Source organism: Laspinema sp. D2d, from assembly GCF_025370755.1.
Taxonomy (GTDB): domain Bacteria; phylum Cyanobacteriota; class Cyanobacteriia; order Cyanobacteriales; family Laspinemataceae; genus Laspinema.
In genome coordinates this window covers 14,445-28,903 of record NZ_JAMXFC010000001.1, presented here as the reverse complement: position 1 = coordinate 28,903, position 14,459 = coordinate 14,445, and the positions used below count along the sequence as shown (strand labels likewise).

Genomic DNA, 14,459 nt, shown 5'->3' with positions numbered 1-14,459 from the left:
TTCCCTTTCTCCCTGACGGGATGGTTTCAATTTCATCCAGCTTCAACTTTAACTTGGAGGTTTACGGTGGAACAATTTATCTTTATTATATTTTTGGCCCTCGGCGGTTCTGCCCTAGCCGGTAGTGTCAAAATTATCAATCAAGGAAATGAAGCCTTGGTTGAAACCTTGGGAAAATATAATGGCCGAAAATTAGAACCCGGACTGCGATTACTCACCCCCTTTTTAGACAAAATCGTTTACAAAGGCACGATTCGGGAAAAAGTATTAGACATCCCCCCTCAACAATGTATTACTCGGGATAATGTTTCCATTAGTGTAGATGCGGTGGTCTACTGGCGGATTATGGACATGGAAAAAGCCTACTACAAAGTAGAAAATCTCCAGTCGGCAATGGTCAACCTAGTTTTGACTCAAATTCGGTCAGAAATGGGTAAACTAGAACTCGATGAAACCTTTACTGCTCGGTCGGAAATTAATGAGATTTTATTGCGAGAATTGGATATTTCGACTGACCCTTGGGGGGTGAAAGTCACTCGGGTAGAATTGCGGGATATCGTCCCCTCCAAAGCGGTGCAAGATTCAATGGAATTGCAGATGGCAGCGGAACGGCGCAAACGGGCTGCAATTTTAACCTCGGAAGGGGAAAAGGAAGCATCAGTTAATAATGCCCGAGGCAAAGCAGAAGCGCAGGTTTTAGATGCAGAAGCTCGTCAAAAAGCAGTTATTTTGGATGCAGAAGCGCAACAAAAGACAATTGTTTTGAAAGCGCAAGCAGTCCGCCAAGAGCAAGTTTTGAAAGCGCAAGCAACCGCAGAAGCCCTGCAAATTATCGCCAAAACGCTCAAAACTGACCCAGATGCTCGGGAAGCTTTACAATTTTTAGTCGCTCAACAATACATGGAAATGGGGTTAAAAATTGGAGCCAGTGATAGCAGTAAAGTGATGTTTATGGACCCGCGCACCATTCCCGCTACCTTGGAAGGAATGCGATCGATTGTGAGCGAACAAGAACGGTAAGTCTAGAGGGAATAGGATTGGTGGATAACGACTGAAGTCGTTACTCCAAAGACAAAGAAGAATGACTGAAGTCGTTCCTACGAACAAAAAAGTGAAATTTTCTAGGTTTGTCGGGGGAAAAACTTCAGTCTTTATTTCTATGAGTCAGACTTAAACTCCGCCATTTTGTTGCAATACATGACATTGAGTGCAGAGTCCAAAAAACTCTAAAGTATGGTAAAATATCTTAAATTGATGAGCCTTTTGGAGTTCCACTTCTAACTGATGAACTGGACATTCATCGAGGGGAATTGATATCCCACATTGTAAACAAGTTAAGTGGTGTCGGTCCTGTTTTTGGCAACTATAAAGGGACTCTCCATTTGCCAAGGTCCGCACCTGGACCACTCCTTCCAACTTCAACCCTTCCAAGGCGCGATAGACGGTGGCAAGACTGACGCTTTGGTTCCGATGGCGCAACTCGACATAAATATCTTGTGCGGAAATGGAATCGTTGAGGGTTTTGAGGAAATTGAGAATACGTTCTTGGGACCGGGTGCGTTTGACTGTCATGATTAGATTAACATCGGTATGGGTTCGTCTGGCTTACGTTGGAGTTAGACGAGGGTGAGGATTTATCCAAGCTTAGGATGCCGGTTCACGATGACACACAGAGGACCGGAAACCAAGTTTCTGGACTAGATTTGTTACTCAGCAGCAAAGCGTTTCTAAAGAAACCGGGTTGCTAATTTCTACTATACCGACGTCCTCCGGTGTCAGTTTGGGGATTAAAATAAAAGATGCTGTGGCATCTAATGGCATTATCACCAGAAGTTAGGGCGGATTGTTGTGACTTTAAAGAAATATCAGGCTCATATCTATGTTACTCTGCGGCCTTCGGTTTTAGATCCCGCAGGAACTGCCGTCGAGTCGGGACTACAGAAAATGGGCGATCGCAATGTGGAGGGGGTCCGCATTGGCAAGTATGTGGAATTGACGATTACTTCCGAATCCCCAGAAGCGGCAACCCAGCAACTCGATCGCATCTGTGACCAACTTTTAGCTAATCCGGTGATTGAAAACTATCGGTTTGAGTTGGTGGAAGTGGCAACTGTCATGAAGGCGGGGGCATAATACGGTGAAATTTGGAGTTGTAGTGTTTCCCGGTTCCAATTGCGATCGCGATGTGGCGTATGTCACCCAAGGATTGTTGGATCGTCCCACCCGGTTAGTCTGGCATCAGGAAACGGATATCTCAGATTTGGATGTGGTGGTGTTACCCGGTGGGTTCAGTTACGGGGATTATTTGCGCTGTGGGGCGATCGCGCAATTTTCCCCTGTCATGCCGGAAATCATCAAACACGCCGAACAGGGTAAATTAGTCCTGGGAATTTGTAATGGGTTCCAAGTCTTAACCGAAGCGGGACTCCTCCCAGGGGCCTTAATTAGAAATCGTGACTTGCACTTTATCTGCGATCGCGTCCCGATGAAGGTGGAAAATACCCGTCTGCCTTGGACTTCTGAATACCAATCCGGAGAAATCATCACCCTCCCGATCGCCCACGGGGAGGGCCGCTATTATGCCGATGCGGATACCCTCGCCCAACTGGAAGACAATGGACAGGTGGTATTTCGCTATTGCAGTCCCCAAGGGGAAAGTAACCCCGAAAGTAATCCCAATGGGTCCTTAAACCAGATTGCCGGGATCTGCAATTCCCAAGGGAATGTTCTCGGCATGATGCCCCATCCTGAACGGGCATCCGATCCCATGTTAGGGGATACCGATGGCATGAAATTGTTTGAAAGTCTCTTAAAAGCTGCGATCGCCGGAGTCCGATAACGCTTTAGAGTCAGGAATCCTGCCCGGGGATGTTCCAGAGGACCTCTCCCCCCCCTTACAAGAGTGGGTTCTCATAGCCCTCCCCTTGCCAAGGGGAGGGGTCTACCCATTCCGCAAAAAAAGGATTAAACCTTTTGTAGTCCCGGGGATTGGACCCCACCCTAACCCTCCCCTTGCTAAGGGGAGGGAACCGGAAGTGCGCTTAAAGCGGTTGTCCTCTTTAGAAACCGGATTTCTTGGGAAAATTGGGACTAATTCGTGCTAAATCTGGGGCAGAAACCCGGTTTTTTATCCCTTGGAGATCAAGACTCTCCGGATATAGCAATCCTAAATCAGTTGTGGAAGACCCTCACCCCCAACCACTCTCCCAGAACGGGAGAACGGAGAAGAATATGTTATAAATCATTTAGGACTGCTATATGCTGAATTCAAAAAACAATTCCCACAATACTACCCTTAGAAAGGGGATCTCAGTTGCGATAAGCTAGGATTGTTTTTCCCGAAGACAGGAACGGGAAAAGGAGTACATTTGGACCGGGCGAACAAATAGGATTATAAACGTCATGGTTACGGGGAAACGAATTCACAACTGATTCAATCGTGAAACGAACCCAGGAAAACCCAGTTGTTCAGACTAAAGAAGGGAGGGAGATCGTGAGGTCACCTAAATTAATGGGATGGGTGTTAGCGTTGTCTGTGATGATAACACCTCAGTTAGCCGTTGGACAATCTATTGAAGAACTCTCGCAACAGGGTAATACTGCTTTTACGGCGGGAAATTATGCCCAAGCGGAACAGATTTGGCGTCAGGTTGTGACGATGGATGCCAATAATTCAGGGGCTCATATTTGGTTAGGGTTATCCTTATTTTATCAGGATAAGGTAGATGAGGCGATCGCCGCCTATCGACAAGCCTTGGCATTGGACCCGAATAATGCCAGTGCGTATAATAATTTGGGAAATGCCCTCACCGATCGCCAAAAACCCGAAGAGGCGATCGCTGCCTATCAGCAAGCATTACGCCTCAATCCGGATCAAGCGCAGACCTATTTTAATCTAGGGGTTGCCTTAACTGCAATGAAGCGAGGGGATGAGGCAGTTGCAGCGTATCGTCGGGCAGTCGCACTTAATCCGAATGATGCGGAAGCGCACATCAAAATTGCGAATTTGCTGGTTCGGCAGAATAAGTTAGACGAGGCAATCGCTGCGTATCAGACGGCGATCGGACTCAATGGGAATGATGCCGAGGCACATCTGAATTTAGGGTTAGCTTTCGCCCGTCAGGATAAAGTGGATGAGGCGATCGCCGCCTATCGGCAAGCATTAGATCTCAATCCCAATCTCGCCGAAGTGCATAATAATTTAGGCGTGATGTTGCGACGGCAGAATAAGTTAGACGAAGCGATTACTGCTTATGAACGGGCGATCGCTATCTCACCGAATCTGGCTACCGCGTATAATGGGTTAGCTGGAGTATATCGCGAACAGGGCAACCTAGATGAAGCGATTGCTACTTATCGCCGTGCGTTAGCCCTCCCCGATCGGCCCGCAAATCCAGCCAGTGCGCATACTTTAGCCTATAATGGATTGGGGCTAACCCTGCAACAACAAGGCAACATTGCAGAGGCGATCGCGCAATTCCAACGGGCGATCGAGATCTCCCCCAATTACGCCCCAGCCCAATATAATCTCACTCAAGCCCAACAGCGATCCAATTAATTCACCCAAGGGACGCGGCAATACCGCGTCCTTTTGAACGGGTAAGATTTTCCTACTTTAACTTAAAAGCGGGAATATAGGATTTAGACAGCCAGCCCACTTGTTCTAGTAAAGAAGCGCGATCCCAATACAATCTTTCATAGGCTATTTTGCCCTCCCGAAATCCTACCACAATGACAATGAGCATTTCAACTTTTTTGTGAGTAATGGGAATATTAGGCAGAACAAAGATATCCTGGGAATGAGTAAAAGAAAAGCTTTGTTCATCTACAATTTGGTTTTCTCCCACGGTTCGAGAAATTAATTGTGCCTGAGTATCTGGGGGTAGTTTACCAATGAAGTAGTTGGCATAAAAGTTTTCAATTTCTGCTTTTCCCGAGGCGATCGCAGAAAGGGGAACCAGATTAACATAAGCATCTTCAGTCATGGTTTCTAGGGCGGCTTTCACATCATGATGGAAAAATTCAGCCGCTTGATGAGCTTCCCAAATTTCTACTAAATTTGGGTTGGAGGGTAGGGAAGATAAAGATTTTGTTTCCATCAGTTTATTGTTTAACGGTTGGGATTGCGAGCGCTATAGTTTTCCGTGCAGGATTCCTCAGATAGCACAAGAAACCGGAGTTTTTGCCTAGATTTGCGGGTAAATGCTACCCATTTTGTGAAATCCCCCGGTTTCTAACCTCTCTTGTGCTTGATTCCTAGTTTGTTGAGTCAAGGCTCTGTTCTGCTGAATGAAACCCGTCTCTAGCTGACGTCTGAGGCCCTGTAATAATTGCCAATCTTTATAAATCGATAACAGCTTATGCCCAACTCAGGCTAATTTAAATCTATCTTTTGGTAGAGATTATAGGCGGTGATTAACATTTCAAGGTATTGAGAAATGTTAATAAAAGTTACAAAAACAAAGCCTGATGCTTCTCAAACTGCCTGAGAGAGGATAGAAATAAAAAGAGGAATCCGATCTATCTTCGGGAGGAGAAGGATAGAAGGCGATCGCCAGGAAACGTTTGCGTTAAAATTACGGCTAGAAGGCGATACATCCGCAGGGTTAGATACCGTTCTGCCTCTGATGTTTGAGCCGCTTCCAACCACCATAAAAAATCAACCTTTAAAATTCATGGAGTAGTTAATAAATGCAAACTGACAATGAAACCCCGACGATTTATGAGGCGCGCACTTCTTATGTGTTGATGTTGGCACTCGTTGCGGCTTTAGGCGGATTTTTATTCGGGTTTGATACGGCAGTGATTAATGGTGCCGTTAGTGCATTAGGAATTTCATTTGAAGCGAATAGTTTTCAAGTAGGACTAGCCGTTTCTTCGGCCTTACTGGGGTCGGCTGTAGGCGCTTTTTTTGCAGGGCAAATTGCCGATCGCTACGGTCGAGTTAAAACCATGATTGTAGCAGCAGGTTTCTTTTTAATTAGTGCGATCGGGTCAGGGATTGCCGTCTCGATCGCCGATTTTATGATGTGGCGATTAATCGGCGGTGTAGCAGTGGGGACAGCGAGTGTAATTGCTCCCGCTTATATAGCCGAAGTCTCACCGGCACATTTGCGGGGACGCCTGGGTTCTCTCCAGCAACTGGCGATCGTTACGGGCATTTTTGTCGCTTTACTCTGTAACTATTTTATTGCCGTAGGAGCAGGTTCTGCCATGTCACCGTTCTGGTTTGGAATACCCGCTTGGCGGTGGATGTTTTGGACTGAAATTCCCCCAGCTATCCTCTACGGAATTGGAGCATTAAGAATTCCTGAATCTCCTCGATATTTAGTCGCACAAGGGCGAGAAGCCGAAGCAACTCCGATTTTGGCAAAGGCGATCGGAGGGGATGTGGCGGCGAAAATTTTGGAGATTCGAGACACTATATTTCAGGACCACAAACCTCGGTTATCGGATCTATGGGGTAGGGGTGGATTACTTCCCATTGTTTGGATCGGAATTGGGGTTTCGGTTCTGCAACAATTGGTGGGAATTAATGTTATTTTCTATTACAGTAGTGTGTTATGGCAAGCCGTGGGCTTTTCCGAGGCGGATTCCCTGTGGATTACAGTGATTACCAGTGTCACGAATATCGTAACGACTTTGGTGGCGATCGCTTTTGTGGATAAATTTGGCCGAAAACCCTTGCTGATTGTCGGTTCAATTGGCATGATGCTCACCCTTGGAACCCTCGCCGCCGTCTTCGGAAACGCCTCTCTGGATGCTGCCGGTAATCCCGCTTTAACAGACAGTGCCGGAATCATCGCACTTTTAGCCGCTAACTTATACGTCTTTTGCTTCGGCTTTTCTTGGGGTCCCGTCACCTGGGTATTACTGGGAGAAATGTTTAACAATCGCATTCGTGGATCAGCCCTATCCGTCGCTGCTACGGCACAATGGATTGCTAACTTTGGGGTATCTACAACCTTTCCCGTCCTTAAAGATATTGGATTGGGCTTTGCTTACGGTTTATATACCACCGCAGCGGCAATTTCTCTGTTCTTTGTGCTACTGTTGGTCAAGGAAACCAAGGGTCGAGAATTGGAAGAAATGTAGTAATCCAGGACGGGAAACCTGTCTGAATCAAGTCCGGTTATTTCATCAGAATTCATCCCTCTGCTGTTTTCCGGACTTGAAATTTTAAGCGATCGCATCCTGAATCGGCACCACTTTCCGAGTTCCCGCTGCCTTCACCAACGCCTGAAAAATCCGTTGATGAGCGATATCTTCGGGGGACAATTCGGGATGCCACTGGACGGCGATCGCAAAGGAACAATGTTGATGTTCTACTGCCTCAATCACATAATCCCCCACCGACTCTGCCACCACCCGCCAACCCGGGGCTAAATTTCTCACCGCTTGATGATGCCAGGATACCACCTCAATCTCAGTTTTCCCAATAATCCCACCTAACCGACTGCTGGACAGAATTCTCACCGAATGCTTTGCCGGATACAGATGACCCGGTGCCGGGACTAACCGATGTTGCACCGCCATCCCATACTCATCAGGAACATGAGTCACCAAAGTTCCCCCACAGGCAACGATCGCCACCTCCATGCCACGACAAATCCCCAAAAACGGCAGATCTTTTTCCAAGCACAACCGGGCTAATGTGAGTTCAAATTCATCCCGTTCTGAGTCAATATTATAAATACTCGGATGAGACGAACCCTGATAGGCACTCGGGTCAATATCCCCACCCCCAGATAAAATCAACCCATCGATCCGTTCCAAAACTTCAGCGGGATTGGGTTCTCCCGGTGGCAGGAGTACCGGCATTCCACCGGCGGCGCGAACTGCATCCACATAAGTCGCCGCGAGGGAAAAAGCGCTGACCCCGTTTCTGCCATAAGTGCTAATGCCAATCAGAGGTGCTTTCAGAGATTTAGTCATAACAGGAGAGTAGGAACGTAGGAGGGTATGAAAGAGTCTCCTTTTATCTTCAACGTTTCAAGTAAAAAAGCAGTATAAAAAATTGCAGTTTAATCCCATTGGATAAACCGTCCATTCTCCTCTTTATGATCGGCTTCCCACTGCCAAAAACCCTCGCCGTCTACTATTTTCAACCCAAAGGTTCTGGATTGACATCAAGAGGAGGGTCGGGGGTGGAGAATATCAACCGAGGAGAGTTGAGCGCTCTACTGTTGTAGTTTACCCAAAAAAAAGCAAGCGATCGCCATCGTTGAAAAAAAAATTAAATCGTCTTGACGGGCTTCTTGCAATCAGCCTTAAAGGGGCAATTTTAACATTAAAATTGTGATGATATCGCGTTGTCCACTCCGTTGAGGGAGAGAGTGTCTGGAGTGCAAACATCTTACTGGCGGTGGAGTTTTTCCCTGGGTACAGCCAGTTTTGCAGCAGGTTTGGTAAACTCAATCATAGGCGATCGCCTTGCTCATCTGGTCCAGTCCACCTCTAGGGATAACAACACTGAAAACATTGGAAAGCGTAACTGATTCAGCACTGAGTCCAAGTCTGCAACCCAAGGACCTATCATGGCCCTTTTGGTTAGCAATGCCTCTGTACCCCTATGGCAGAAGGCGCACCCTCTGTCAAGAAGTGGTCAAAGATACCCTCTGGACTTTTGAGCAGATTCAAGGCATTCTGTATGTAGTGGTTCCCATTCGCATGACAGTGGTCCGATTGGAACGGGGAGGATTATTGGTTTATGCCCCGATCGCCCCAACGCCAGAATGTGTGAGGCAAGTTCAGGCATTAGAGTCTCAACATGGTCCCGTTAAATATATTATCCTCCCCACGGTTTCCGGGCTAGAACATAAGGTATTTGTCGGTCCGTTTGCGCGGCGGTTTCCCTTGGCGCAAGTGTTTGTAGCGCCGTCTCAGTGGAGTTTTCCCCTGAATTTGCCCTTGAGTTGGCTAGGGTTGCCGCAACGACGCACCCAAGTCTTACCCCGGGATAGTAGCAAAGTTCCCTTTGCCGATGAGTTTGATTATGAAATTTTGGGTCCGATTGATTTAGGATTGGGACGATTTGGGGAAGTGGCGTTTTTCCATCGATCATCGCGATCGCTGTTAGTCACGGATACTGTGCTATCTATCCCCGAAGACCCCCCGGCAGTCGTGCAACTTGACCCTTATCCCCTGCTGTTTCATGCGCGGGATAATGCGGCGGATGTCCGAGAAGACACGCCCGCTAATCGTCGCCAAGGATGGCAGCGTATCTGTTTGTTTGCCTTTTATTTTAGCCCTAGCACATTAAATACTCTGAAACTCCGACAAGCGTTTCAACTGGCACGAAAGGTCAGCGATCGCTCTAAAAAAGCCTATTTTGGCATCTTCCCGTTCGACTGGCAACCGGACTGGAAACCATCCTTTGACCTCCTGCGCGGCGATGGCAGACTGTTTGTCGCACCGATCCTCCAAACCTTGATTCTCAACCGCGCCCCCAAAGAAACTCTCACTTGGGCTGATACCGTTGCGCGGTGGCAGTTTGAACGAATTGTTCCCTGTCACTTAGACTCGCCTCTGAATATCGGTCCGCACGCGTTTCGGCAAGCATTTAATTTTTTGGAATCGCCGCCAGATACAAGTACCGATACAGTTAGGGGAGAGAATTCATCGTTAAGCGATCGCGATTTTGCCACCTTGCGAACCATCGACGAACTCCTTGATCGCTGGGGAATTACACCCCCTCGTCAGGGGAACTTACAAAAGTAGGTTTTTTATGTTCAGGGGAATTTTTCTCACATTTAACTGTACCTCCGGTCCCCTCCCCTTGCCAAGGGGAGGGTTAGGGTGGGGTTCCCGTGAGGTGACGATCGCCACCTCACACACTCTTTCGGGCTTAATCCCCTGTCTGGAGACTGGGAAACCTCTTCTTCGTGAGGTGCGATCGCCACCTCACGAGGATTCTCCACCCACCCATTGACCGCGCAAGTGCGCTTGCACTTGCGCGTGGACCCCACCCTAACCCTCCCCTTGGCAAGGGGAGGGGACCGGAGGTGTAGGTAATAGAAAGGCAAATAAACGGCGATCAGTCTCTGTCATCTATCTCAAGAGAGAGTTCCCTTAAAACGCCCGAATTGTTAAGGTTCGATCGCCACCCCATCTCCTTTTGTAGCCCTCCCTCAAAAAACTTCATGAAGTATTGTAAAATTTTTAATACACTTGAGAGGGACAACAAAACAGCCAGAGGACCGTCTCATGCTAGAGTTATATCAATTTGAACTGTCGCAATACAGCGAAAAAGTCAGACTCATCCTGGATTACAAAGGATTAGAGTACCGCAAAGTGGAAGTCACTCCCGGAGTTGGACAGATCGAAGTGTACCAACTTTCCGGGCAATCCCAAGTCCCCATTCTCAAAGATGGGAGTACGGTAATTGCCGATTCAACTAAAATCGCCAAATATTTAGACCAAAAATACCCCGATCGCCCCATTCTTCCCACCGATCCCACTCAACGCGGATTGTGCCTGATGATGGAAGAATGGGCAGATGAATCTATCGGGACCAAAAGCCGAGTCGTCCTATTTCAGGGAATCAGTCAGGATCAAAGTTTCCGCAGTGCATTGCTGCCACCGAGTACCCCAGATTTCCTCAAAAATCTGATTGAAGCGGTCCCGTCGGACCTTCTTAGAACCCTCGGGTCCGGTCTCGGGGCCTCCCCTGATGCGGTAAAATCCGCTGAAGACGCGATCAAGCAAGATTTAGAAGCCCTCTGCCTGATTTTGCAAGATCGTCCCTATTTAACCGGAAATCAGCCCACCCTGGCCGATTTAGCCGTAGCTGGATTATCCATCCTGCTCAAATTCCCTGCCGGACCCTATCTGAATATTCCCGAAAAATTGCGGGGTAAAGGCGTGATTGGAATTGCGGACAATCCCCTGTATGAACCCTTTTTCACCTGGCGCGATCGCCTTTACACCGAATTCCGCAAACCCTTACCCTACACCGCGACTACTCCTATTGGTACAGGTCAAAAACCCACCTCCATTGAAATAGAATAAGCGATCACTCCCGTCAAAAAAGTATGTATGCGCTCAAAGCATACATACTTTTTTTGTGGCTTTTTAACGGAGGCTGCATGAATTCTGTGCTATTTTTTCTAAAGGATGAACCGGAAAATAACCTTGACGAGACTAAATCATGTAGAATTTTTCATCAAGGTGTTGAAATAGCAGCATTTCCTTTTCCTTTCCCTTTATAAAAATTGCCTTATGAATTCCGATCGCCCATTAGGTTCTGTTATCCAAGGTTCTCTGAGTAAAGGTTTAGAAGTCAAATTACATCCCGATGTCTCCGTCGAAGAGATGCGGGTCGGAAAATTTTTAGTGGTTCGAGGTGCGCGATCGCATTTCTTCTGTTTACTCACCGATGTCTGTTTAGGAACCACCAACGACCGCATTTCCATGAATCCTCCCCACCCGGAAGATACTTTCATGCAAGAAGTGCTCGCAGGCAGCAGCACTTATGGAAAAATCGAACTCTCCCCCATGTTAATGCTCACTCCGGATACCGATGAAGGGGGATGGAGTCCGAATTCTCTATTGAAAACCTCAGCAAATAACGGACTCAAAACCAACGGATTGGCCTCTTACCAAGCTAATACCACGGGAGAAATGCAATTAAGGCCGGTTAAAACCATTCCTAGTCACTTCTCCCAAGTTCATGACGCCAGCGAGAGGGATTTTCGCCTCGTCTTTGGTTGGGAAGACGACCCCCATCGCCGCAACTTTGCGATCGGTCAACCCCTGGATATGGAGGTTCCCGTTTGTATCGACCTCGATCGCTTCGTCGAACGCAGTAACGGCGTGTTTGGGAAATCTGGAACCGGCAAATCCTTCCTCACTCGCCTCCTCCTCTCCGGCATCATCCGCAAACAAGCCGCCGTGAATCTTATCTTTGATATGCACTCCGAATATGGTTGGGAAGCTGCAACAGAAGGTAAAAAATTTAGTACCGTCAAAGGCTTACGGCAACTCTTCCCCAACGAAGTTGAAGTTTATACCCTTGACCCCGAATCCACCCGTAGACGCGGCGTTCGTGATGCTCAAGAATTGTATCTCGCTTATGACCAAATCGAAGTCGAAGATATCCGCTTAGTCTCACGGGAGTTAAACCTCTCCGAAGCCAGTATCGAAAATGCGATTATTCTGCGCAATGAATTTGGCACGACTTGGATTACTCAACTGTTAGCTATGAGTAATGAAGACATCCAAATGTTTTGCGATGAAAAGCGCGGGAATAAAGCCTCCATCATGGCATTACAGCGCAAACTCGGACTGTTGGATGAACTCAAATATATCCGGAATAGCTGTCCCCAAAATTACGTCAAGCAGATTTTGGACAAACTGAATGCCGGTAAACATTTAGTCATTGAGTTTGGGTCACAATCCAATATGCTCTCTTATATGTTGGTAACCAATGTTCTGAGTCGGCGGATTCATCGGGCTTATGTAGAAAAATCCGAGATATTTTTACAAACCAAAAACCCCAGCGATCGCCCGAGACAATTGGTAATTACCATCGAAGAAGCGCACCGTTTCCTAGATAGCGCCACCGTTCGCCAAACCATCTTTGGCACGATCGCCCGAGAAATGCGGAAATACTTTGTCACCCTCCTCGTAGTCGATCAACGGCCCTCGGGAATTGATAACGAAGTCATGTCCCAAATCGGCACCCGCATCACCGCCTTACTCAATGATGAAAAAGACATTGATGCCATTTTCACCGGCGTTTCTGGGGGACAAAATCTCAAATCCGTTCTCTCCAAGCTAGATTCTAAGCAACAAGCCCTCGTTTTAGGTCATGCCGTTCCCATGCCCGTCGTCGTCCAAACTCGTGCGTATGATGCCAAATTCTATCAAGAAGTCGGCGATATGGATTGGGAAGGCATGGAAACCGATTTACTATTAACCGCTGCCGAATCAGCTAAATTGGATTTAGGGTTTTAAAAAAGGGCGCGTGAGAGAATTTCCAAGCCTAATCTCTTTAGGATCCTTCTTATTCCGATGCCAGACTAAGCGCCTTTATGAGAGCGTCGGTACTCCCTTGGGAAGACCAACCGGGTTTCTTGTGCCTGTAATTTTAATACAGTACCCAGCCTTAGTCTGAGAGTAATTCATGGGTTAGAAACCGAGTTTCTTCACCAAAAGGCTGATCATTAGCAAGCAATCGGGTGGAGAAATTCGGTTTTTTGTCCGATCGCTTGAATCTCATCCCGCTACACTAGGGGCCATTTCCCCCATAAAGGTTGCCAACTGAATCGCCGAGGGGATAACACTCCTGAGCAAACGCCCGATCGCCAGCATCTGTTAAGTTTTGCGATCGCTTTGCTGTAAATTCTGGACTCGTGACTCGATCCGGTCTACACTGATTCTTATAACTTTGCTTCTCACTCCTCAATTTCACCGCTGTATTTAGAACGGTCAAACCCGGCATTTTTGTCGTGATTTGGCAATCCTAACTCAATTAGAACTGTGGAATCAATCGGTTACGACGATTTCACCCAGTTTAGAATGACTCTTCTTCCTACAGAGGGATAGTCACTCGCCAGATGCCTGTTTAGTATGGGAATTAAGGCACTTCCGAAGATTGTAAACAATTATAAACAAATTCGGTAATCCAGGAATGTGGTGCTGGATCTACTCAGTAAGAAATATCAATTCTTTCTCTTTTCTCAAAAAAAATCACTGATTTAAAATTTAAGTATTTAGGGGGAAATGTAGGGTGCTTAATAAATTTTTTTGCTCCACTCTTTCAGAAACTCAGCAGAATGCAGCGACCCAAACCCTAGGGTCTCAATGCCTATCCGCATTGAATAAGTGGGCTGCTGGCAGCGTCTGTACGTTAGTGGCTACAGCTTACTCTATCTTAGGCGGGGGAAACCTAGCTGCCCTCGCCAATCCGGTAGCGGTGACCGCGCAATCCGGTCCTTCTGCTGCTTGGGTTGCAGATGCGGCAACGGTGACGAGAACCCACAATTTACCCGATGGGGTTTATCTCTATGGAGAATCCTCTGAACCGAACCAACTGGGACGAGCCTATCTCGTTTTTGAAGTCCGTTCTACTCAACTGATTGGTGCATTTTATATGCCCAGTTCGTCGTTTGATTGCTTATATGGTACGGTGGAACCGCAACAGTTAGCCCTGACGATTGTGGATACCTACGAGAATGCTGAGTATTCTTACGCAGTGGGAATTGAACATTCTCCGATCGCCTCGGCCCAAAATCCTGCCCGAGATAATATCGTTCGCTTAGAAGGATTACAATCCATCTCTACAGTTAGCGAGAATGATCAGCGGATTTTGAATGTTTGTAAAGAAAATTATCAAGAAAAAGTTTGGCCCCAATAATCCTGGGGAAGCAAAAAAACTGACACCCGATGGGGTGTCATTACGGGAACTCAACTGTACCTACAGGCGCTCACGTTCAAAGAGCGGTGTCAAAATCAGC

14 protein-coding genes are annotated in these 14,459 nt (G+C 47.2%); 9 read left to right on the top strand and 5 right to left on the bottom strand.

Annotated elements, in window-relative coordinates; translation table 11 throughout:
- Positions 1 to 66 precede the first annotated feature (66 nt).
- Positions 67 to 1,020 carry an SPFH domain-containing protein gene (locus NG796_RS00145; protein ID WP_261203888.1) on the top strand — a complete coding sequence of 318 codons (954 nt, stop codon included), beginning with the start codon at positions 67 to 69 and terminating at the stop codon, positions 1,018 to 1,020.
- A 150-nt stretch (positions 1,021 to 1,170) separates the two neighbouring features.
- Here NG796_RS00145 and NG796_RS00140 read toward each other — a convergent pair whose 3' ends face one another.
- On the bottom strand, positions 1,171 to 1,572 hold the full coding sequence (locus tag NG796_RS00140; protein ID WP_261203887.1) for a Fur family transcriptional regulator: 402 nt from the start codon (positions 1,570 to 1,572) through the stop codon (positions 1,171 to 1,173).
- A 276-nt stretch (positions 1,573 to 1,848) separates the two neighbouring features.
- Between NG796_RS00140 and purS the strand changes: the two genes are divergently transcribed.
- The 3 genes from purS (at position 1,849) to NG796_RS00125 (ending at position 4,558) form a co-directional block, all read left to right on the top strand.
- Positions 1,849 to 2,133, top strand: a complete 285-nt coding sequence (purS, locus tag NG796_RS00135; protein ID WP_261203886.1) for a phosphoribosylformylglycinamidine synthase subunit PurS — start codon at positions 1,849 to 1,851, stop codon at positions 2,131 to 2,133.
- Between the two features lie 4 nt (positions 2,134 to 2,137).
- Positions 2,138 to 2,839, top strand: coding sequence for a phosphoribosylformylglycinamidine synthase subunit PurQ (gene purQ / locus NG796_RS00130; protein ID WP_261203885.1), 702 nt, complete (start codon positions 2,138 to 2,140; stop codon positions 2,837 to 2,839).
- A 654-nt stretch (positions 2,840 to 3,493) separates the two neighbouring features.
- A complete protein-coding gene (locus tag NG796_RS00125; protein ID WP_261203884.1) occupies positions 3,494 to 4,558 on the top strand; it encodes a tetratricopeptide repeat protein in 1,065 nt (354 codons plus the stop codon).
- A 52-nt stretch (positions 4,559 to 4,610) separates the two neighbouring features.
- On the opposite strand, the gene NG796_RS00120 is transcribed toward NG796_RS00125, so the two are convergent.
- Positions 4,611 to 5,099, bottom strand: coding sequence for a nuclear transport factor 2 family protein (locus NG796_RS00120; RefSeq protein ID WP_261203883.1), 489 nt, complete (start codon positions 5,097 to 5,099; stop codon positions 4,611 to 4,613).
- Between the two features lie 592 nt (positions 5,100 to 5,691).
- On the opposite strand from NG796_RS00120, the gene NG796_RS00115 reads away from it, so the two are divergent.
- Positions 5,692 to 7,095, top strand: coding sequence for a sugar porter family MFS transporter (locus tag NG796_RS00115; RefSeq protein WP_261203882.1), 1,404 nt, complete (start codon positions 5,692 to 5,694; stop codon positions 7,093 to 7,095).
- A gap of 84 nt (positions 7,096 to 7,179) precedes the next feature.
- Here NG796_RS00115 and NG796_RS00110 read toward each other — a convergent pair whose 3' ends face one another.
- Complete coding sequence (locus NG796_RS00110) at positions 7,180 to 7,935, bottom strand: gamma-glutamyl-gamma-aminobutyrate hydrolase family protein (protein WP_261203881.1); 756 nt, start codon at positions 7,933 to 7,935, stop codon at positions 7,180 to 7,182.
- A gap of 621 nt (positions 7,936 to 8,556) precedes the next feature.
- Between NG796_RS00110 and NG796_RS00105 the strand changes: the two genes are divergently transcribed.
- On the top strand, positions 8,557 to 9,720 hold the full coding sequence (locus NG796_RS00105; protein WP_261203880.1) for a DUF4336 domain-containing protein: 1,164 nt from the start codon (positions 8,557 to 8,559) through the stop codon (positions 9,718 to 9,720).
- A gap of 32 nt (positions 9,721 to 9,752) precedes the next feature.
- Here the strand turns inward: NG796_RS00105 and NG796_RS00100 are convergent, their stop codons facing one another.
- Entirely contained in the window at positions 9,753 to 9,968 is a 216-nt protein-coding gene (locus tag NG796_RS00100; RefSeq protein ID WP_261203879.1) for a hypothetical protein, read from the bottom strand.
- Positions 9,969 to 10,206: 238 nt separating this feature from the next.
- Between NG796_RS00100 and NG796_RS00095 the strand changes: the two genes are divergently transcribed.
- Entirely contained in the window at positions 10,207 to 11,010 is an 804-nt protein-coding gene (locus NG796_RS00095) for a glutathione S-transferase family protein (RefSeq protein WP_261203878.1), read from the top strand.
- Positions 11,011 to 11,220: 210 nt separating this feature from the next.
- Positions 11,221 to 12,957: a helicase HerA domain-containing protein gene (locus tag NG796_RS00090; RefSeq protein ID WP_261203877.1), complete on the top strand. Its 1,737-nt coding sequence runs from the start codon at positions 11,221 to 11,223 to the stop codon at positions 12,955 to 12,957.
- Positions 12,958 to 13,231: 274 nt separating this feature from the next.
- Here the strand turns inward: NG796_RS00090 and NG796_RS00085 are convergent, their stop codons facing one another.
- Positions 13,232 to 13,435: a hypothetical protein gene (locus NG796_RS00085; protein ID WP_261203876.1), complete on the bottom strand. Its 204-nt coding sequence runs from the start codon at positions 13,433 to 13,435 to the stop codon at positions 13,232 to 13,234.
- A 297-nt stretch (positions 13,436 to 13,732) separates the two neighbouring features.
- Between NG796_RS00085 and NG796_RS00080 the strand changes: the two genes are divergently transcribed.
- On the top strand, positions 13,733 to 14,359 hold the full coding sequence (locus tag NG796_RS00080) for a hypothetical protein (protein WP_261203875.1): 627 nt from the start codon (positions 13,733 to 13,735) through the stop codon (positions 14,357 to 14,359).
- Positions 14,360 to 14,459: the final 100 nt, after the last annotated feature.

Excerpts from the sequence above, each read along its gene's own strand:
- NG796_RS00140 (WP_261203887.1), bottom strand. The coding sequence starts at position 1,572 with ATGACAGTCAAACGCACCCGGTCCCAAGAACGTATTCTCAATTTCCTC.
- NG796_RS00120 (WP_261203883.1), bottom strand. The coding sequence starts at position 5,099 with ATGGAAACAAAATCTTTATCTTCCCTACCCTCCAACCCAAATTTAGTA.
- NG796_RS00115 (WP_261203882.1), top strand. The coding sequence starts at position 5,692 with ATGCAAACTGACAATGAAACCCCGACGATTTATGAGGCGCGCACTTCT.
- NG796_RS00110 (WP_261203881.1), bottom strand. The coding sequence starts at position 7,935 with ATGACTAAATCTCTGAAAGCACCTCTGATTGGCATTAGCACTTATGGC.
- NG796_RS00105 (WP_261203880.1), top strand. The coding sequence starts at position 8,557 with ATGCCTCTGTACCCCTATGGCAGAAGGCGCACCCTCTGTCAAGAAGTG.
- NG796_RS00095 (WP_261203878.1), top strand. The coding sequence starts at position 10,207 with ATGCTAGAGTTATATCAATTTGAACTGTCGCAATACAGCGAAAAAGTC.
- NG796_RS00090 (WP_261203877.1), top strand. The coding sequence starts at position 11,221 with ATGAATTCCGATCGCCCATTAGGTTCTGTTATCCAAGGTTCTCTGAGT.